This is a genomic window from Phycicoccus ginsengisoli (assembly GCF_054779295.1).
Genome location: NZ_BAAGYN010000004.1, coordinates 385,364 through 403,674, shown reverse-complemented (window position 1 = coordinate 403,674; position 18,311 = coordinate 385,364). Strand labels below are relative to the sequence as shown.

Annotated in this window: 21 protein-coding genes; 11 read left to right on the top strand and 10 right to left on the bottom strand. The window is 74.3% G+C overall.

The window, feature by feature from the left end; all coding sequences use genetic code 11:
* The 7 genes from ACYVDO_RS09315 to ACYVDO_RS09285 all read left to right on the top strand — a co-directional run.
* The coding region (locus tag ACYVDO_RS09315; RefSeq protein WP_460935036.1) for an ATP-binding cassette domain-containing protein at positions 1-807 on the top strand (807 nt) is incomplete at its 5' end.
* Positions 808-814: 7 nt separating this feature from the next.
* Positions 815-1,249 (top strand): BlaI/MecI/CopY family transcriptional regulator, encoded by a 435-nt coding sequence (locus tag ACYVDO_RS09310; RefSeq protein ID WP_460935034.1) that lies wholly within the window; start codon positions 815-817, stop codon positions 1,247-1,249.
* Between the two features lie 29 nt (positions 1,250-1,278).
* Positions 1,279-2,136, top strand: coding sequence for a M56 family metallopeptidase (locus ACYVDO_RS09305; protein ID WP_460935032.1), 858 nt, complete (start codon positions 1,279-1,281; stop codon positions 2,134-2,136).
* Positions 2,137-2,220: 84 nt separating this feature from the next.
* Positions 2,221-2,742: a low molecular weight protein-tyrosine-phosphatase gene (locus ACYVDO_RS09300; RefSeq protein ID WP_460935030.1), complete on the top strand. Its 522-nt coding sequence runs from the start codon at positions 2,221-2,223 to the stop codon at positions 2,740-2,742.
* A gap of 152 nt (positions 2,743-2,894) precedes the next feature.
* Positions 2,895-3,026: a hypothetical protein gene (locus ACYVDO_RS09295; RefSeq protein WP_460935028.1), complete on the top strand. Its 132-nt coding sequence runs from the start codon at positions 2,895-2,897 to the stop codon at positions 3,024-3,026.
* Positions 3,027-3,049: 23 nt separating this feature from the next.
* Positions 3,050-3,439 (top strand): tetratricopeptide repeat protein, encoded by a 390-nt coding sequence (locus tag ACYVDO_RS09290; RefSeq protein ID WP_460935026.1) that lies wholly within the window; start codon positions 3,050-3,052, stop codon positions 3,437-3,439.
* A gap of 19 nt (positions 3,440-3,458) precedes the next feature.
* Positions 3,459-4,943 (top strand): LLM class flavin-dependent oxidoreductase, encoded by a 1,485-nt coding sequence (locus ACYVDO_RS09285; RefSeq protein ID WP_460935024.1) that lies wholly within the window; start codon positions 3,459-3,461, stop codon positions 4,941-4,943.
* A gap of 6 nt (positions 4,944-4,949) precedes the next feature.
* Here the strand turns inward: ACYVDO_RS09285 and ACYVDO_RS09280 are convergent, their stop codons facing one another.
* On the bottom strand, positions 4,950-5,981 hold the full coding sequence (locus ACYVDO_RS09280; RefSeq protein ID WP_460935022.1) for an aldo/keto reductase: 1,032 nt from the start codon (positions 5,979-5,981) through the stop codon (positions 4,950-4,952).
* A gap of 119 nt (positions 5,982-6,100) precedes the next feature.
* On the opposite strand from ACYVDO_RS09280, the gene purB reads away from it, so the two are divergent.
* Positions 6,101-7,516 (top strand): adenylosuccinate lyase, encoded by a 1,416-nt coding sequence (purB, locus tag ACYVDO_RS09275; protein ID WP_460935020.1) that lies wholly within the window; start codon positions 6,101-6,103, stop codon positions 7,514-7,516.
* A gap of 25 nt (positions 7,517-7,541) precedes the next feature.
* Complete coding sequence (locus ACYVDO_RS09270; protein WP_460935018.1) at positions 7,542-7,916, top strand: DUF2568 domain-containing protein; 375 nt, start codon at positions 7,542-7,544, stop codon at positions 7,914-7,916.
* Positions 7,917-7,981: 65 nt separating this feature from the next.
* Here the strand turns inward: ACYVDO_RS09270 and ACYVDO_RS09265 are convergent, their stop codons facing one another.
* Positions 7,982-8,638, bottom strand: coding sequence for a hypothetical protein (locus ACYVDO_RS09265; protein ID WP_460935016.1), 657 nt, complete (start codon positions 8,636-8,638; stop codon positions 7,982-7,984).
* A gap of 186 nt (positions 8,639-8,824) precedes the next feature.
* On the opposite strand from ACYVDO_RS09265, the gene ACYVDO_RS09260 reads away from it, so the two are divergent.
* Both ACYVDO_RS09260 and ACYVDO_RS09255 read left to right on the top strand, forming a co-directional pair.
* Positions 8,825-9,238 (top strand): MmcQ/YjbR family DNA-binding protein, encoded by a 414-nt coding sequence (locus tag ACYVDO_RS09260; protein WP_460935014.1) that lies wholly within the window; start codon positions 8,825-8,827, stop codon positions 9,236-9,238.
* An 88-nt stretch (positions 9,239-9,326) separates the two neighbouring features.
* Entirely contained in the window at positions 9,327-10,826 is a 1,500-nt protein-coding gene (locus tag ACYVDO_RS09255) for an HNH endonuclease signature motif containing protein (RefSeq protein WP_460935012.1), read from the top strand.
* 97 nt (positions 10,827-10,923) lie between these two features.
* On the opposite strand, the gene ACYVDO_RS09250 is transcribed toward ACYVDO_RS09255, so the two are convergent.
* From ACYVDO_RS09250 to ACYVDO_RS09215, 8 genes are all read right to left on the bottom strand, one after another.
* Complete coding sequence (locus ACYVDO_RS09250) at positions 10,924-11,559, bottom strand: VOC family protein (protein ID WP_460935010.1); 636 nt, start codon at positions 11,557-11,559, stop codon at positions 10,924-10,926.
* Between the two features lie 48 nt (positions 11,560-11,607).
* Positions 11,608-12,432, bottom strand: coding sequence for a TrmH family RNA methyltransferase (locus tag ACYVDO_RS09245; RefSeq protein ID WP_460935007.1), 825 nt, complete (start codon positions 12,430-12,432; stop codon positions 11,608-11,610).
* A 106-nt stretch (positions 12,433-12,538) separates the two neighbouring features.
* Positions 12,539-12,880 (bottom strand): thioesterase family protein, encoded by a 342-nt coding sequence (locus ACYVDO_RS09240; RefSeq protein ID WP_460935005.1) that lies wholly within the window; start codon positions 12,878-12,880, stop codon positions 12,539-12,541.
* 108 nt (positions 12,881-12,988) lie between these two features.
* Positions 12,989-14,278 (bottom strand): ABC transporter permease, encoded by a 1,290-nt coding sequence (locus ACYVDO_RS09235; RefSeq protein ID WP_460935003.1) that lies wholly within the window; start codon positions 14,276-14,278, stop codon positions 12,989-12,991.
* A complete protein-coding gene (locus ACYVDO_RS09230) occupies positions 14,275-15,156 on the bottom strand; it encodes an ABC transporter ATP-binding protein (protein WP_460935001.1) in 882 nt (293 codons plus the stop codon). The genes ACYVDO_RS09235 and ACYVDO_RS09230 overlap by 4 nt, the downstream gene beginning before the upstream one ends.
* 145 nt (positions 15,157-15,301) lie before the next feature.
* Positions 15,302-15,970 (bottom strand): response regulator, encoded by a 669-nt coding sequence (locus tag ACYVDO_RS09225; RefSeq protein WP_460934999.1) that lies wholly within the window; start codon positions 15,968-15,970, stop codon positions 15,302-15,304.
* A complete protein-coding gene (locus ACYVDO_RS09220; protein WP_460934997.1) occupies positions 15,967-17,328 on the bottom strand; it encodes a sensor histidine kinase in 1,362 nt (453 codons plus the stop codon). Before ACYVDO_RS09220 ends, ACYVDO_RS09225 begins: the two co-directional genes overlap by 4 nt.
* Before the next feature lie 175 nt (positions 17,329-17,503).
* The gene (locus ACYVDO_RS09215) at positions 17,504-18,301 is read right to left on the bottom strand and encodes an HAD family hydrolase (RefSeq protein WP_460934995.1); all 798 of its coding nucleotides are present in this window, start codon (positions 18,299-18,301) and stop codon (positions 17,504-17,506) included.
* Positions 18,302-18,311: the final 10 nt, after the last annotated feature.

Here is an 18,311-nt window from a genome sequence, read left to right as displayed (position 1 = left end):
GTCGCCGCGTCCAACGCCCCGGCCATGGCCGCCGTCGGGGGTGCCGCAGCCGCCGCGGACGGCGCGGCCTCCGCGACCGCGGGCCGTGGCCGCGAGGCCCGTGTCCCCGAGACCGGCGCCGGCGCCACCGGGTCCGCACCCCCGCCCCGGCTTCGGCTGGCCGGCGTCACCGCCTCCTGGGACGGGCAGCGACGTGCGGTCGGCCCGGTCGACCTCGACCTGACCTCCGGCGCGGTGGTCGCCCTGACCGGCCCGTCGGGGTGCGGCAAGTCGACGGTGCTCGCCGTCCTCGCCCGCCAGCTCGACCCGCAGGCCGGCAGCTACACCGTCGACGGGGCCGACGCCCTCGCCCTGCCCCTGCCCGACGTGCGCGGGCTCTTCGCCGTGGTCGACGACGAGCCGCACGTCTTCGCCACCACCCTGCGGGAGAACCTGCGGCTGGCCCGTCCCGACGCCACCGACGACGACGTCGTCGCGGCCCTCGACGCCGCCGGGCTGCGCCCCTGGCGCGCCGGGCTGCCCGACGGGCTGGACACCCGGCTCGGGACCGGCGGTCGCGGGCTCAGCGGCGGCGAGCGGGCCCGGCTGTCCATCGCGCGGGCGCTGCTGTCGCGGCGCCCGGTGCTCCTGCTCGACGAACCGGTCGCGCACCTCGACCACCCCACCGCCGTCGCCGTGCTCGACGACCTGCTGCGCGCGCGGGGGGCCCGGACGGTCGTCGTCGTCAGCCACCGGCCCGAGGGCCTCGCCGGCGCGGACGGCATCATTGACCTGGACGACCGCGTCCCAGCGGTCGCCGGAGGATGAGGTAGCCATGCCGCACAAGGCCATCAACCGGCTCGGGGACCTCGAGCGCGCCGTCATGGACGCGATCTGGTCCGCCGCGGACGCCGGCCACCCCTCCGTGTCGGTCCGCGAGGTCCACGAGGCCCTCGTCGCCCGGCGCCACATCGCGTACACGACGGTCATGACCGTGATGGGGCGGCTCGCCGACGCGGGCCTGCTCACCCAGGAGCGCAGCGGGCGGGCCTACCGGTATGCCGCGGCGAGCAGCCGCGAGGCCCTCACGGCCGCGACCATGCGCGAGCAGCTCGAAGGCATGGCGGGCGAGGACCGGCGCACCGCGTTGCTGCACTTCCTCGACGACGCCACGGCCGACGAGATCGCGGACCTCAAGGTGGCCCTGGCCCGGGTCGAGGCGCGCCACTCAGGCCGGGGCACCCCCGGGCGGAAGGGGTCGGGCCACTGAGCGACGCCCTGCCGGCCGTCGGCCTGGCCGTGCTGGCGATCCTGCTGGCCGGTCCGGCGCCGCGGTTCATGGCGCCCCTGGTCCGGTTCCGGCGGGCGCCGCTCGAGGCGCTGCTCGTGTGGCAGTCGGTCTCGCTGTCGGCCGTGCTCGCGGCCCTTGCGGTCGTGCCCGCGGCGTGGGCCACGGCGACCGGTCCGGCGTGGGTGGGGCCGGCCGGCACGGTGGTCGGCGTGGCGGTCCTGGCCCGCCTGCTCTGGTCGGGACACGCGGTCGGGACCGGCATCCGGGCGGACCGGCGACGCCACCGCCAGCTGGTCGACCTGCTCGGCACCCAGCCGCCCCGGGTCGCGGGGTCCGGCGTCCCGGGGCCGCACGTGCCGGAGCTGCGGGTGCTCGCCCACCCGACACCGACGGCATACTGCCTGCCCGGGCTCCGGCGCCGGGTGGTGCTCAGCGAGGGGGCGCTACGCCAGCTGCCGCCGGACGAGCTCGCCGCGGTGCTGGCGCACGAGCAGGCCCACCTGCGGGCGCGGCACGACCTGGTGCTGGAGTTCTTCACCGTGCTGCACCGCTCCGCCCCCGAGTGGCTGCGCGCGCCGCAGGCGCTGCGCGAGGTGCGCCTGCTCGTGGAGGTGCTGGCCGACCGCGCCGCCCGCCGGGCCGTGGGCGAGGTGCCCCTGGCCCGCGCGCTCGTCACGCTCGCGAGCGGGCACCACCCGGCCGCCGCACTGGGGGCCGCCGACCCCGCGAGCACGTCGGCGACGCGCGCGCGGATGGATCTGCTGGCCCAGGAGGAGGCGCCCGGGTGGCTGCGCGTGGCGATGACCGCGTTCGCGCTCGCGGTGCTCGCCACCCCCGTCACCCTGCTGCTGCTCGCGCTGCGCTGACCGCCCCCGCGGGTGGCCACCAGGCCGACCAGGCCGACCCGGGCGGCCCGCGGGGGCGCCCCGGCCGCCCTGTTGAATGGGGGCATGACCACCTCCCGCCCCTATCGCGTGACCGTCGTCTGCACCGGCAACATCTGCCGCTCCCCGATGGCCGAGTTCGTCCTGCGGGAGCGGTTCACCGAGGCCGGGCTCGCGGACCGGGTGGTCGTCGACTCCGCCGGCACCCACTCGTGGGAGGTCGGGAACCCGGCCGATCCCCGGACCCTGGCGGTCCTCGCGCGCAACGGCCACGAGGACTTCGGCGGCGCGGACCACGTGGCCCGGAAGTTCGAGCGGTCCTGGTTCGACGAGGTGGACCTGGTCCTGGCCGCCGACTCCGGCCATGCCCGCGAGCTGCGCAGGCTCGCCCGGACCGACGCCCAGCGCGACAAGGTCCGGATGCTCCGCTCGTTCGACCCCGCGTCGGAGCGTGCCGGCACGCTCGACATGGACGACCCCTGGTACGGCGAGGACGAGTCGGCGTTCGACCAGACGTATGCCGAGGTGACCGCGGCCGCCGACGGGGTCGTGGAGCACGTCCGGCGCGAGCTCGCGCGACGTCCCTGACCGCCGGACCTGAGCAGGGGCAGGGGATTCCGACCGTTCGGGGCGGTTCGTGGTCGTTCGGCCGCTCTCGTCCTCATCCCTTCGGCCGGGACTGCCTCGTCCCTGCCCGTCCTGGTTCGTGTCGGCGTCGGGCCACTTCGTACCCTCGTCCCATGCACGAGCCGCACACCACCGATGAGCGCGTCCTGACCCAGGAGCAGCGCCAGGAACTCGTCGACCTCATCCTGCGCGGCGACTGGCGCATCTCCGGGAACGCCGCCGTGACGGCCCTGCGGAATAGTTGAATTCGCAACTACGTTGTGAGGGCATGACCGCCAGCACCTCCCCCTTCGAGCTCCGCCTCTCCTGGGCCCGTGGCCTGTTCGACCGCGGTGACCACATCGCGGCCTCCGCCGCCCTCGCCGACCTGGTCGCCGAGAGCCGTGAGGCCGACGTCCTGCACGACACCACCGAGCTGCGCGTGCTGCTGGCCCGCGCCTACTTCGGGTCGGCCCAGCTCGGACGGGCCGAGTCGGTCCTGCGCGAGCTCGTCGAGGAGCGCCCCGCCGACGGTTACCTCCACCTGCTGCTCGGGCGGACCCTGCAGCGCCAGCGCCGCCACGAGGACGCGCGCCGGCACCTGGCCCTCGCCTCGGTCCTGGGCGACTACGAGCGCCCCAGCGCCTACGGTGAGCGGACGGCCGCGACGCAGGGCTGACCCGACCGGGAGGACGACGGTGACGGACTACGGGCACGAGCTGGAGTTCGGCATCTTCCCGACCCCTGACGCGACGGCGGCCGACCTCGTCCTGGCGATGAGCGAGGCCGCCGACGTCACCGGGCTCGACCTCGTGACCGTGCAGGACCACCCGTACAACGCCCGGCACCTCGACGCCTGGACCCTGTTGTCGGTCGTCGCCGCCCGGACGACGACCGTGCGCGTGGCGCTCAACGTCGCCAACCTGCCGCTGCGCCCACCCGTCGTGCTCGCCCGCAGCGCGGCGTCGCTCGACCTGCTCTCCGGCGGACGGGTCGAGCTGGGCCTGGGCACCGGCGCGTTCTGGGACGCCATCGTGGCCGCCGGCGGCCCCCGCCGCACCCCCGGCGAGGCCACGACCGCGCTCGAGGAGGCCGTCGCCGTGATCCGGGGCGTGTGGTCCGGCCGGGGCTCGGTGTCGGTGGACGGCGTGCACTACCGCGTCAAGGGCCTGCACGCCGGGCCCGCCCCCGCGCACCCGATCGGGATCTGGCTCGGGGCGTACAAGCCGCGGATGCTGCGGCTCACCGGTCGGCTCGCCGACGGCTGGCTGCCGTCGATGGGGTATGCCGGGCCGTCCGAGCTGCCGGCGATGAACACGACGATCGACGACGCGGCGCGCGGGGCCGGGCGCGACCCCTCGGCCGTGCGGCGGCTCTACAACGTGGACCCCGGCGTCAGCCCCGAGCAGCTCGCCGAGCTGGCGCTCGAGCACGGGATGTCGACCTTCATCCTCCCGGTGTCATCGGTGCGTGACGTGGAACGGTTCGCAGCCGAGGTCGCCCCGGCCACGCGTGAGCTGGTCGAGGACGAGCGCGCACGACGGGCTGCGACGCCGACCGCGGAGGCGCGGGACGACGCCCCCGCCGAATCGCGGGACGCGAGCGCCCGGGAGATCCCCGAGGGGGCGGCGGCGACGGGTGGCCCGGCCGGCCGGCATACCCACTCCGCCACGTCTGCACCCCCGGCGCCGGGGGACGCAGCTGCCCACGCCGGCGCGGGCGCCCACCTCGTTGAGGTCCACGACGGGCTGCGCGGGGAGCTGGCGCGGCTGCGCGACATCGTCGAGCAGGTGGTGGCCGGCGAGGAGCAGGCCCACCGTGCCCGGAACGCGATCAACGAGCTCACCATGCGGCAGAACAACTGGGCGCTCGGCGCCTACTGCCAGCAGTACTGCCGGTTCGTCACCGGCCACCACGGGCTCGAGGACCGCTCGGTCTTCCCGCACCTGCGGCGCAGCGACCCCGCCCTCACTCCCGTGCTCGACCGGCTGGAGCGGGAGCACCTCGTGATCCACGACGTCCTCGAGCAGCTCGACGACGCGCTGGTCGGCCTGGTGTCCGGGGCGTCCGGCACCACCGAGCTCCGGCGCGTCGTCGACCGGCTCTCGCAGACCCTGCTCGAGCACCTCTCCTTCGAGGAGGACGAGCTGGTCCCGGCGCTGGACCGGTACGGGTTCCAGTGACGGCGCTCAACGGCCCCCGGTGAGCTTGCGGTCGCGCTGGGCGACACCGGCCGTGCCGTAGGGGTAGTCGTCGGCCTGCGGCGCGCTGACCTCGGTCAGGCGGTCGAGGTGCTCGGCGGGCACGTCGAGGTCGGCCGCGACGAGGTTGTCCCGCAGCTGCTCGACCGAGCGCGCACCGAGGATCACCGAGGTGACGGCCGGCTGGGCGCCGACCCACGCGAGCGCGACCTGCGCCGGCGTCGCGCCGACGGCCTCGGCGACCTCGCGCACGGTGTCGACCACGGCCCAGGTGCGCTCCTCGCGGCTCCTCGGACCCCACGCCTCCATGCCGCGCTCCGGGTCCTCCCCCAGTCGCGTGGCGCCCGTGGGCTGCTCGTCCCGCTGGTACTTGCCGGTCAGCCAGCCGCCGGCGAGCGGCGACCACGGCAGCAGGCCGATGCCGGCGTCGAGGCACGCCGGGACGACCTCGTGCTCGATGTCGCGGACCAGCAGGTTGTACTGCGGCTGCAGCGTCACCGGCGGCGCCCACCCCTGGGCCCGGGCGACGTGCACGGCCTTGGTGACCTGCCAGCCGAGGTAGTTCGAGAACCCGTAGTAGCCGATCTTCCCGGCGGCGACGGCGTCGTCGAGGAAGCGCAGCGTCTCCTCCAGCGGCGTCACCGCGTCCCACGCGTGCATCTGGTACAGGTCGATGTGCTCGACGCCGAGCCGGCGCAACGAGTCGTCGAGCGCCCGGCGCAGGTGGCGCCGGGACAGCCCCACGTCGTTCGGCCCGTCGCCCATGGGGAAGCGCCCCTTGGTCGCGACGACGGCCTGCCCGGCCTCCGTGGGGTGCTCCCTGAGCCACCGGCCGACGATCTCCTCGGACGTGCCCGAGCTGTAGACGTCGGCCGTGTCGAGGAACGTCCCACCGGACTCGAAGAACGCGGCGAGGATGTCGCCGGACGTCTGCTCGTCCGCCTCCGCCCCGAAGGTCATGGTGCCGAGGCACTGGGTGGAGACGACGCTTCCTGAGTTCCCGAGGGTCGTGTAGCGCATGGTCCCGACCGTATGCCGGGAGCGCGGGCGCGGCACGCCCAGCCCGTCGGCCGACCGGGACCGTCCACGGACGGAGCCTCGCGGCATACGGGCTCCGGCGCTCTGGGACACTGTGGGCCATGGCCTCGCTTGCTGACGCGACCCCGCCCATCGCCCTCGGCGCCCTCGACGGCCGCTACCGCGGCGCGGTGGCGCCGCTCGTCGACCACCTGTCGGAGCCGGCGCTGAACCGCGAGCGGGTGCGGGTGGAGGTCGAGTGGCTCGTCTTCCTGACCGACCACCGCGTCGTGCCCGGCGTGCGGGCGCTCACCGACGACGAGAAGGCCGCGCTGCGCAAGGTCGTCGAGGACTTCGGGGCGGCAGAGATCGCGGAGATGGCCGAGATCGAGCGCGAGACCCAGCACGACGTCAAGGCGGTCGAGTACTTCCTCAAGGGCCGGCTCACCGCCATCGCGCCGGCCCCCGAGGACCGCGGGCTGGCCGAGCTGATCCACTTCTGCTGCACCAGCGAGGACGTCAACAATCTCTCCTACGCCCTCATGGTCAAGGGCGCGGTCGAGCAGGTCTGGCTGCCGCGTGCGACCGAGCTCGTCGAGGCCGTCGCGACGATGGCGTCGGACCTGCGTGACGTGCCGCTGCTGGCCCACACGCACGGCCAGCCGGCGACGCCCACCACGATGGGCAAGGAGCTGGCCGTCCTGGCGCACCGGCTCGGCCGGCAGCTGCGCCGGATCCGCGGCGCCGAGTACCTCGGGAAGCTCAACGGGGCCACCGGCACCTTCGGGGCGCACCTGGCCGCCGTGCCGGGGGCCGACTGGCCCGCGCTGAGCCGCGAGTTCGTGGAGTCCCTCGGGCTGCACTGGAACCCGTTGACCACCCAGATCGAGAGCCACGACTGGCAGGCCGAGCTCTACGCCGACGTCGCCCGGTTCAACCGCATCCTGCACAACCTGTGCACCGACGTCTGGACCTACATCTCGCTCGGCTACTTCGCCCAGGTCCGCGGCCAGGGCACCGTCGGGTCCTCGACGATGCCGCACAAGGTGAACCCGATACGGTTCGAGAACGCCGAGGCCAACCTCGAGGTCAGCAACGCGCTGTTCGACGTCCTCGGCTCGACGCTGGTGCAGTCGCGGCTCCAGCGCGACCTCACCGACTCCTCGATGCAGCGCAACATCGGGACGGCGTTCGGGCACTCGCTGCTCGCGCTCGACAACGTGCTGCGCGGGCTGGCCGGCCTCGACGCCGTGCCGGCCGCGATGGCCGCCGACCTCGACGCCAACTGGGAGGTGCTCGGCGAGCCGGTGCAGTCGGCGATGCGAGCCCTTGGGGCGCAAGGGGTTCCGGGCATGGAGAACCCCTACGAGCGGCTCAAGGAGCTCACCCGCGGGCGGCGCATCACCGGCGACGACCTGCGCGCGTTCGTGGCTGGGCTCGGGCTGCCCGACGACGTGGCCGCGCGGCTGTCGGCGATGACGCCGCAGACGTACGTCGGCGCGGCGCCTCAGCTGGTCGACCTGCTCCACGTGGACTGAGCGGTCGCGCGGAGAGGGGCCGGTGGTGGTCGCGTTCGGGTGGGGCGTGCTGGCGCTCGTGTTCCTCGACGAGGTGCTCGCGGCCGTGGCCGCCGGCGTCTGGGGCTCGTATGCCGGTGGCTGGGCGCTGGCGGTCCTCGCGCCCGTCGTGGTGGTCGCCGTCTGGTGGGCGTTCGCGTCACCGAAGGCCCGCTGGGGTGGGCCGGTCGTGCGACCGGTGGTGAAGGTGCTCGTGTTCGGACTGGCCTCGCTGGGCCTGTGGGTGTCCGGGCACCACGGGTGGGCGGTCACCCTGCTCGTCTTCTCGGTGGTCGTCAACGGGTTGGCCCAGCTGCCGTCGATCCGTGGCCTCGTGTCCGACGAGGGGTCGGCGCAGGGCGGGCAGCGGTCGGGGGGCTGACGGGCTGAGGGCTGAGGACCTGAGGGGCTGAGCGACCGAACGCCGCAGGCCTCGACGACCGACCCTCACTCCGCGCGGGTGTCGGCCCCCGGTGGCCCTGCCACCCGGAACGTGCGCCGGCCCCACTCGAGCATCGCCGCGAGGTGCGCCGCGCCGGCGAGGACCCCGGCGGCCACGGTGACGGCGGCACCCGCGCCCGCGGCATACGCGACGAGGGCGCCGAGGGTCCCTGCGACCATCGCGTTGACGGCATTCATGAACATCGACGTGCTCGCGGCGACGTGGCTGAGCATCGAGCGGCGGGCACCCATCAGGTAGGACTGCATCAGTCCCTCGACGTCGTTGGTCGTGCCGGCGACGAGGTAGGGGGCGATGCCGGGGTCGAGCTCGAGGTAGGCGGCGCGGAGCCGGTTCATGCCGAGCACCATGGCGGCGTCGTCCTGGCTGGCGTTGTGGACGCGGGCGGCGGTGAGGGTGCCCAGGACGAGCGAGTAGGCGGCGAGCCCGATGGCCATGACGCGGAAGCCGGTGCCGAAGCCGGTCGCCTGCGCGACGAGGGCCAGGACGACGAGCGAGGCCGAGGTGACGGTGAGGTGGATGGTGATCCGGCTCATCACCTCCGACCACGTCATGCTGCGGGTGGCCAGCAGCGACCAGTGCTCGGTGGCGAGGACCTGGGCGCGGACGGGCACCGGGACGGGTGGTGCGGGTGTCGCGTCCACGGCACCTCCTGCGGCGGGGGTCGGGGGCCGGTCGGGCGGGTGGCCGACCCCACCACGCTAGGGGCGGGAGGGGCTGGCGGGGTCGCGCGTTCGTCGTAGGGCGAGCCGACGTGTCCGAGGAGTGCCGTGCGAAGGGTTCTTGCGCATGGGTTCCGCCGGACGGGTGTCGGGCCTACGGTCGAGTGCATGGCACGCTCGCGCAAGGCAACCGTGGCCGACATCGCCGAGATCGCCCTCGGCCTGCCGCAGGTCGAGGAGTCGGTGGCCCGCGGCGGCCGACCCGCGTACCAGGTGGGTGGGCGAACCTTCGTCTTCTTCCGCGAACCGCGGAAGGACGCGGTCGACGCCGACACCGGTGAACGCATGGCCGACGTGGTGGGCTTCCGGGTGCCCGACGCCGGGGCGAAGGACGCACTGGTGCAGTCCGACGGACCGTGGTTCACGACTCCGCACTTCGACGGGTACGACGCGGTGCTGCTGCGCGAGCGCGACATCGGTGGGGTCACGGTCGACGAGCTCCGCGAGGTCATCACCGACGGATGGCTGTCGCGGGCCCCGAAGCGGCTGGCGAAGGAGTTCCTCGCGAACCCGCCGGCGTGACCGCCGACACCGAATCTCGTTGAGCAGCAACCGGATTCGGTGTGGATAACCCTGGCCATGCGGTTCGAACAGGTGTACGATGTGGGGTATGCCGGTGAGCGAGGTGGCGCAGGAGCGGGACAGGACCCAGCGGGTCCTGTGGGACCGCACCGCTGCCGTGGCGGGGGCGTTGAACGCGGCGCACGCCGAGCTGGTCGAGATCGCGGCGCAGCTGCTGGAGGGGCGGCACTGGGGTGATGGCGGGTTCCGGTCGGTGGAGCACTACCTGGTGGTGCGGGCGGGGTTGTCCCCGGCGCACGCGCGGGACGTGGCCGCGGTCGCCCGGCGGCGGCCCGAGCTGCCGGTGGTGGCGGGTGCGGTGGCCGCGGGGGAGCTGTCGTTGGACCAGGCCGCGGTCGTGGCGCACCACGTGCCGGCGTCCTACCAGCGTTCGGCCGGGCAGCTGGCCCGGCACCTGACGGTGCCGCAGCTGCGGCGGGCGGTGTCCCGGCACGCGTTCGCCGTCACCCCCGGCGACCCGCCCGAAGCCCAGGCCCCTGGCGACGCCGCGGATGACCGGCAGCCGCCGAGGGAACCAGGGCAGGCACCGGTGAGTGGGGCGCAGCGGCGGGCGTGTGCCCGCCCGGAGCTGTCGATGGGGTACGACGCCGACGGGCGGTTCCAGCTGCGGTACTCCGCCCCCGCCACGGTCGGGGCGCTGGTCGAGCAGGCGGTCCGTGAGGCCAAGGACGCCCTGTTCCTGCGCACCCGCGCCACCACCGACCCCGACCCGAGCGCGACGACGACGGGTGGGCCGTCACCCACGCACGCCGACGCGCTCGAGCTGCTGGCCCACCGGTCGCTGGCCGCCGCCGGCACCGACAGCGCCGGCGACGGTGATGGGGACGGTGCGGGTGAGGACGGCGGGGCGGGGTCCTCCCGGGCGGACCGGTACCGGGTGTACGTGCACCTGTCGACCGACGGTGCCTGGGTCAACGCCCGGGGCGCCATCCCGTCGGTGCTGGTCGACCGGCTCCTGACCAACGGGCTGATCCAACCGGTGTGGGAGACCGGCGGGCACCCGGTCTCGGTCGGGCGGGCCCTGCGGATCCTGCCCGACCGCGCCCGCCGCCTGGTCACCGACCGTGACCGCGGCTGCCGGTTCCCCGGCTGTACCGCCACCCGGTTCCTGGAGGTCCACCACCTCACCGCCTGGGCCGACGGCGGCACCACCGACCTGGCCAACCAGGTGTCCCTGTGCTCGTTCCACCACGACGCCGCCACCCGCGGCGAGATCACCGTCACCGGTGACCCCAGCCGGCCCGACGGGCTTACCGTCACCAACCGGTACGGCCTTCACCTCGCCGGACCACGATCCGGGCCGCGCCCACCGGACACCGGTGCCGCAGCCAGCGACCGGCCACCGCCTACCCCACCACCACCTCCGCCGAGCCGCCGCACCCCGCTGGGTCCCACGGCATACCGACCACCCACCGGCGAACCCGCCCGCTGGGCCGACATCGAGCTCGGCCCCGACCGCGACCTCCCCCCACCCCCGCCCACACCCCTACCGCCACCCCTACCCGCACCCCAGCCCGCCCCGGTCTGACGACGGCGAGCCCGAGAGGCGCTGATCCCGGGACGACGACGCCCGCGCCGGTCAGGACCGGGCGGGGCGTCGAGGTGAAGCCGGAGTTGGTGCGACGTCAGACGGTGACGTGTCCCGTCGGGGTGTCGAAGGTGACGGCGAGCAGGCCCGGCGTGCCGTGCGGTGCGACGAAGGTGAAGTCGATGACGGTCGAGGTGCCCTCCGGGGGCAGGTCCAGCCACTCCCGCACGCGGGCGGGGTCACCGGCGATCTGCAGGCCCTCGATGGTGACATCGGTGTGCGCGCCCACGGACGGGTGCAGGCTCGCGTCCTCCCACTGCACGAAGAACGGCAGCTGCGGGTCGGAGATGAGGCCCTTGACGCCGAGCTGGCGCCAGCGCAGCTCCACGCCGTCGGGACGGTGCCGGTTGCCCTCGACCGACTGACGGCCGATGCGCTGCTCCACGGGCGTGATGTCGTCGACGGCGACGACCCAGCCGAGCCAGCCGCCACCGTTCTCGGACCGGGCGCGGACCGCCTGGCCGAAGGGCGCCTTGTCGGAGGCCGGGTGGTCGAGCACCTCGACGACCTCGACGTAGCGCTCGTGCGCCAACGGGAGGATCACGTTGCGAGTCCCGAACCGGGGGTGGATGCCCCCGTCGACCGGGTCCACGCCGATCAGCTTCGACAGGCGTTCCGCGGTCGCCTGCAGACCGTCGTGCTCCGCTGCATACGACACATGGTCAACTCGCATACCCGACATCGTGGCACACCCGCGGGAGTGCTCCTGACACGGGTGTGCTCAGTGTGACGAGGCACCCGCCAGACCGCGCTGGCGCACCGCCTCGTAGATGACGATCGCCGCCGATGTGGCCACGTTGAGCGAGTTCGCCTTGCCCGCCATGGGGATGCGCACCCGGTATGCCGCGTGCTCGAGGACCTCGTCGGTCAGCCCGAGCTTCTCCGCCCCCACGGCCAGCGCGACGGGGCCGGTGTAGTCGACGTCGGTGTGCAGGAGGTCGGTGTCCGGCGTCGTCGCGACGAGCGCGATCCCGTTGCGGTCCAACCAGGCCAGCGTCTCGGCGGTGCTGTCGCTCGCCACAGGGACGCTGAACACGGTGCCCTTCGAGGCGCGCACGAGGTTGGGGTTGCCCCAGTCGGTCACGGGGTCGGCGGCGACCACCGCGTCAGCCCCGGCGGCATCGGCAGTGCGGAGCATGGCACCGAGGTTGCCCGGCTTCTCCACCCCCTGGCAGAGGACGACGAGCGGCCGGGCGCCGAGGACCAGGTCGACGCAGCGCCGGGTCACCGCCGGGACGACCGCGAGGAACCCGTCGGGGCCTTCGCGGTAGGCCACCTTCTCGAAGGCGGCGCGCGACACCTGGACCGTGTCGACCCCTCGGGCACGGACCTCGTCGACGACGCGGGTCTGGGTCGGCGGGTCGAGCATCAGCTCGGGGCAGTAGTAAAGGGCCTCGGGCCGGACCCCGGCATCGAGGGCGAGGGTCAGCTCCTCGTACCCCTCGACGAGGGTGCGGCCCGACTCCTCACGTCCGCGGCGTCGGCGCAGCGCGGCAAGGGACTTCAGGCGCGGGTTGGCGGGCGAGGTGAGGTGCAGGTCAGCCATGGCGGGCCCCAGTGTGTCAGGTGCCGGTGTGTCGAGCGCCGGTATGTCAGGCGCGGGTGTGTCAGGTGCCGGTGTGTCGAGCGCCGGTATGTCAGGCGCGGGTGTGTCAGGCGTCGAAGCGCGCGCGGTCGACGACGACCCGGGTGATCCGGCCGTCGGCGACCGCCGTGCCCTCCTCGTCCACGGCCCGGACGTCGAACACCAGGCTGTGGCCCTCGACCACCGGCTCGTCGGCCACGACCTCGACCGCCGCGCCCACGGCGGTGGGCCTGCGGTGGGCCAGCTCGACCGACCTGCCCACGCTGGTGTGGCCCGGCGGGAGGTGCGGGACCGCGGCCTCCACGGTGGCGGCCTCGAGCCAGGCGAGGAGCCGTGGTGTCGCGAGCACCTCGACCTCCCCGCTGCCGAGGGCGCTGGCCGTGTCGTCGTCGGTCACCACGTGGCGCATGACCCCACGCTACCGAGGGCCGTGACACGGCTGAGCCACGGACCGGCCCGACGACCGACCGGCACCGGGCCCGACCGGACCGGGCCCGGCCGCACCCCGACCAGCCGCTCAGACCTCGGTGCGCCAGGCCTGGCGCACCGAGAGCTTGCCCCCCGTCTGGAGCAGCGCCCGCCGGTAGATGCGCTCGCCGACCAGGATGAGCGCGGCGGCGAGCCCGACGAGCAGCATCAGGGCGACGAGGGGCTCCCACCAGGCGGCCTCGCCATCGAGGACGCGCATCGGCATGAGGATCGCCGACACCGGCGGCACGAACGAGCCGATGGCCCGCGGCGTGCCGTCGAGGAAGAGGGCGCCGAAGTACATGAGCACCATGAGGCTCGTGATGGGCGTCGAGGTCGACTGGATGTCCTCCGTCCGGCTCGCCAGCGCCCCGGCCACGGCCCAGAGGCAGGACAGCGCCACGAACCCCACGACGAAGAATCCCAGGAACCACCCCACCGAGCCGGACAGCGAGGGCACGTACCTGCCGTAGTCCGTGAACGACATCCCCACCAGGCCGACGCCGACGAAGACCGCGAGCTGGCCGAACGCCAGGACCGTGTTGCCCACGATCTTGCCGGCGAGCAGCTGCCGAAGGGGGATCGCGGCGGCGATCATCTCGACGATGCGGGACTGCTTCTCCTCGACCACGCTGCCCGCCAGCGTCATCCCGAACATCAGGGACGCGAGGTAGAAGAGGATGGCGAACACGAACCCGAGGGCGGCCACCAGACCCGACCGCTCCGCGTCGCCGTCGAGCTGCCGCAGGGCCACGGCGGTCCCGCGGTCGAGGACGTCGACCGTGGTCCCGGCGGCTCGGGCGTTGGCGGCGAGGACCTCGTCCCGGACGACTTCGGTCACGACGCCCGAGAGTGGCGCGGCGGCCCGGTCCTTGGTGACGAGGGTCCACGCGTCCCCCTCCTGCCGGAGCCAGGCGTCGGCGTCCCCGGCCTCGACCGCAGCACGGGCGGCGGCTGCATCCGGCACGGTGCGCTCGCGCACGACGACCTTGCGGTCCACGTCACCGGCCCCCTGTGCCACGCTCTGCGTCATGGCGGTGGCGGCGGGGCCGGTCGCGACGACCTCGTAGTCGCTGGTCCGGTTCTGCAGGTAGCCCTGGATCCCGAGGGCCACCGCGATGAGGGCCACCGTCAGGAAGGTGCCGACCAAGAAGGTGCGGTCGCCTAGCTTGACGACGACCTCGCGCCGCGCCACCTGCACCCACGCCCTTCGGGTCCGGGCGTCCGACACGTCCTCCCCACCGCCGGTGCCGCCCTCCCCCGGCAGCGGTCCCCGGGCGTCCCCTCCACGCCCGGGAACTGCGCCGGCCCGCACCTGGTGCTGCGTCGTGCCGCTCACGCCGTCGCCTCCTGGTAGATCTCGCTGAGCCGCGGCACGACCCGGCGGAACTCCTCGACCGGCCCTCGGCGCAGCGCCTGCGCGAGGACCTCCTGCTCCGCCCCGGGCTGGAGCACCTCCACGAGGGCCTGGTGCCCGGCGACGTCCGCGACGTGGATCCCCGGGAGGTCCCGGACCCAGCCGACGTCGCCGGCCGTGACGACGCGGTAGCGCACGGGGCCGCCGGCGCGCAGCTCCTCTGCGGTCCCCTGGGCCACGACGCGCCCGTGGGCCATGATGACCAACCGGTCGCAGAGCCGGTCGACGAGGTCGAGCTGGTGCGAGGAGAACAGCACCGGGACACCCCGCCGCGCGTGCTCGCGCAGCAGCGCCGCCATCGACTCGACCGCGCTCGGGTCCAGGCCGGAGAACGGCTCGTCGAGGACGAGCGCCACCGGAGCCGGGACGAGCGCGGCGATGATCTGGACGCGCTGCTGGTTGCCGAGGGACAGCTTCTCGACGCGGTCCCGAGCCCGATCCGCGAGCCCGAAGCGCTCGAGGTGCTCGTGCACAGCAGCCCGCGCTGCGCCGGCCTCCATGCCGCGCAGGACGGCCAGGTGGACGAGCTGGTCGAGGATTGGCTGCTTGGGGTAGAGCCCGCGCTCCTCGGGCATGTAGCCGAAGCGTCGCCGCACAGCCGCCGTGACCGGCTCGCCGCGCCAGAGCACGTCACCGCCGTGCGCGGCCAGGACGCCCATCACGAGCCGCATCGTTGTCGTCTTCCCCGCACCGTTGCCCCCGACGAACCCGGTGAGACCGCCCTCGGGGACGGTGAAGCCCACCGAGTCCACCGCCGTCGTCTCGCCGAACCGTCTGGTCAACCCTCTCGTCTCCAGCATGCCCGCCACGCTAGGCGGCCGGGGCAGCCGGACGGATCCCTCGCGAGTCGGAACTCCACCCCCGGCGGGGAGCCACCTGCCCCCCGTGAGGCGGAGTCTCGGTCGGCCTCCGTGTGCCCCGGTCGCCGGGCCCGTCCGCCCCCGCTCAGCCGGCGCCGGGGACCACCCCGGCGCGGTGGGCCCACACGACCGCCTGGACCCGGTCGCGCAGCTGCAGCTTGGCAAGGACGTTGGACACGTGCGTCTTCACCGTCGCCTCGCCCAGGACGAGCCGGTCGGCCACCTCGGCGTTGCTGAGGCCCTCGGCCACCAGGCGCAGCACCTCCAGCTCACGGACGGTGAGCAGGTCGACACCCGGACCGGGCATCCGCGCACCGCGCCCCACCGGGCCCTCGTCGCGTGTGGCCAGGCGCTCGATCACCCGCCGCGTCACCTCGGGTGCCAGCAAAGCGTTGCCCTGCGCGACGGTGCGCACCGCGTCGACGAGGGAGTCGGGGTCGGCGTTCTTGAGCAGGAACCCGCTCGCGCCCGCCTCGAGGGCGTCGAAGAGGTAGTCGTCCTGGTCGAACGTCGTGAGGATGACGACCCGCCCAAGGCCCGCGGCGACGACCTGCCGGGTGGCCTCGATGCCGTCGGTGCCCGGCATCTGCACGTCCATCAAGACGACGTCGGGGCGCAGCTCGCTGGCCGCCGCGACCGCAGCCGCACCGTCGGAGGCCTCGCCCACGACCTCGAGGTCGGCCTCGACCGACAGGATCATCCGGAACCCGGACCGGACCAGCTGCTGGTCGTCGACGAGGAGCACCCGGATCATCCGACGCCCTCCTCGCCCAGCGGGAAACGAACGCGCACCCGGAAGCCTCCGCCCACGCGGGGGCCGACGTCGACCACGCCCCGGCGCGCGGCGGCCCTCTCACGGACCCCGAGCAGGCCGAGCCCCGTCCCGGACGTGCCCGGGCGGGGGCGCCCGTCGTCGACGACCTCCACCTCGGCATACGGGTGGGGGGCGCCCGGGTCCACGCGGACCACGACGGTCACGGACCGCGCGGTGGAGTGCCGCCGCACGTTGGTCAGGGCCTCCTGGATGATCCGGTACAGCGCCAGCCCCAGCGTCGCAGGGACCTCGCCGGCGGCTCCGGGCCGGCTCTCGACGAGGTCGTACGTCGCGACGAGGCCCGGCGCGTTGGCGGCGTCGACGAGCGCCGACACGTCGCACAGGCCCGGCTCGGGCGACCGGGGCGTCAGCTCCCCGGGACCGGCGGAGTCGGCGGGGTCGCGCAGCGCACCCACGAGCTGGCGCATCTGGTCGACGGCCTCGCGCGACGACGTCTCGACCGAGGCGAGGGCGCCCGCGGCCGCGTCGACGTCGGTGCGCAGCACCCGCCGGCTCGCGGCCGCCTGGATGCCGATCACCGAGATGTGGTGCGCCACCACGTCGTGCAGCTCACGAGCGATCCGCAGCCGCTCGGCCAGCACGGCCTGGCGCCGGAGGTCGGTCGCCTGGCGGCTGATCGTCGACGCCTGGTCGGCGAGCCCCGCCTGCTGCCGCGCGGCCCGCCACGCCAGCTGCCCCCCGACCACGGCGCCGCCGAAGTACAGGATGTTGACCATGGCGGTGATGGCGACGTAGGCGGTGACCGGCGGGACGAGCCCGCGTGTCCGCGCGTCGGGGCCCAGGTCGGCACGGATGTTGTCGAGCCCGCTGCCCAGCGCGAACTGCCAGGCCAGCCACAGGAACATGAAGACGATGACGCCACCCACGACGAGGGACATGTCGCGGCGGTGGCGGGCCCAGGCGACGCCGGAGAAGATCGCGGTGAAGTAGACGACCTGCATCGCGAACTGGCCCATCACCTGGGGCATCGTCACGCCGAGCACGAACATGTGCGCCGCCGCCAGGACGGTCACGACCAGCGGCCAGCGACGCCGGCCGACGAGCAGGGCCGCGCCGGCGGCCGCCACGAGGTCCTGCACCCATGGCGGCGCCGTGACGTGGTCCAGCCCTCCCGCGCTGCGACTGAGCTCGAGGAGCACCGTGGTGAGCAGCACCGCGACCGCCCCGACGACCCAGTCCTGGCGGGACACCGTCCCTCGGCGCTCCCAAGGGTCCTCCACCGCGAAGAACTGCGCGAGGGACCTCCGAGCCGAGGTCGGGGGCGGCACGAGGGTCACTGCTCCAGCCTATTGACGACGCCGCCGCAGGCCTTCCCCCCGGGGGCGGACGCGATCGCGGCCGGGTCCGCCGCGAGGGGGAGCGTCCGGCCTGCCGGCCGTGCAACCGCCGGCGGCCGTCCGGGGTTCCGCCCCACCGCCAGGGTGACGGTGCCGGTCGCTGGGGGTCGGAGCCTCAGGCGTCGAGCAGCGAGCGCAGCACGGGGAGGAGCCCGTCCTCGTCGACGTGCCCGGTGACCTCGTCGGCGACGACCTTCACCTCGTCGGGGGCGTTGCCCATGGCGACCCCGCGCGCGGCCCAGTGCAGCATCTCGAGGTCGTTGCGCTGGTCGCCGACCGCGACCGTGTAGCGGGGCTCGACGTCGAGGCGGCGGCGCAGGATCTCCAGGGCCGAGCCCTTGGAGACGCCCTCGGGGTTGAGGTCGAGCCAGGCCGAGAAGCCGACCGCGTAGTTGACGCCGTGGAGGCCGATCCGCTCGGTGAGGGCGAGGAAGTCCTCCGCGGTGCCCTCGGGAGCCCGGAAGGTCACGCGGGTCACCGGGTCGGCGACGAGCTCCTCCCACGGCACGACGCGCAGCTCACCCTGCAGCTCGCCGTCCGGGAACGGCGCGCTCAGCTTGAAGCCGACGCCCAGCTCCTCGACGGCGACGACGGCGTCCGGCCACTCGACCCGCAACAGGTTGAGCGCGGGCGCGGGGTCGAACGTGACGGCCTCGAGGACGTGGAACCCCTTGTCCTCGGACGGATCGAGCTCGATCGTCACCGCGCCGTTGGAGCACACGGCATACCCGGTCGTGATCCCCAGCTCGTCGAGAATGGGGGTGGTCGCCACGATGGAGCGGCCGGTGGAGACGATGACGTGGTGGCCGGCGGCCACGACGTCGCGGACGGCGGCGCGCACGTCCGGCGACATGACGCCGGCGTGGTCGATGGTGGTGCCGTCGACGTCGAGCGCGACGAGGTGGGGCTTCACGCCCCCAAAC

Coding starts and splice junctions, on each gene's coding strand:
- ACYVDO_RS09310 (WP_460935034.1), top strand. CDS start 815: ATGCCGCACAAGGCCATCAACCGGCTCGGGGACCTCGAGCGCGCCGTC.
- ACYVDO_RS09300 (WP_460935030.1), top strand. CDS start 2,221: ATGACCACCTCCCGCCCCTATCGCGTGACCGTCGTCTGCACCGGCAAC.
- ACYVDO_RS09295 (WP_460935028.1), top strand. CDS start 2,895: ATGCACGAGCCGCACACCACCGATGAGCGCGTCCTGACCCAGGAGCAG.
- ACYVDO_RS09290 (WP_460935026.1), top strand. CDS start 3,050: ATGACCGCCAGCACCTCCCCCTTCGAGCTCCGCCTCTCCTGGGCCCGT.
- ACYVDO_RS09280 (WP_460935022.1), bottom strand. CDS start 5,981: ATGCGCTACACGACCCTCGGGAACTCAGGAAGCGTCGTCTCCACCCAG.
- purB (WP_460935020.1), top strand. CDS start 6,101: ATGGCCTCGCTTGCTGACGCGACCCCGCCCATCGCCCTCGGCGCCCTC.
- ACYVDO_RS09260 (WP_460935014.1), top strand. CDS start 8,825: ATGGCACGCTCGCGCAAGGCAACCGTGGCCGACATCGCCGAGATCGCC.
- ACYVDO_RS09255 (WP_460935012.1), top strand. CDS start 9,327: ATGCCGGTGAGCGAGGTGGCGCAGGAGCGGGACAGGACCCAGCGGGTC.
- ACYVDO_RS09250 (WP_460935010.1), bottom strand. CDS start 11,559: ATGCGAGTTGACCATGTGTCGTATGCAGCGGAGCACGACGGTCTGCAG.
- ACYVDO_RS09245 (WP_460935007.1), bottom strand. CDS start 12,432: ATGGCTGACCTGCACCTCACCTCGCCCGCCAACCCGCGCCTGAAGTCC.
- ACYVDO_RS09240 (WP_460935005.1), bottom strand. CDS start 12,880: ATGCGCCACGTGGTGACCGACGACGACACGGCCAGCGCCCTCGGCAGC.
- ACYVDO_RS09230 (WP_460935001.1), bottom strand. CDS start 15,156: ATGCTGGAGACGAGAGGGTTGACCAGACGGTTCGGCGAGACGACGGCG.
- ACYVDO_RS09225 (WP_460934999.1), bottom strand. CDS start 15,970: ATGATCCGGGTGCTCCTCGTCGACGACCAGCAGCTGGTCCGGTCCGGG.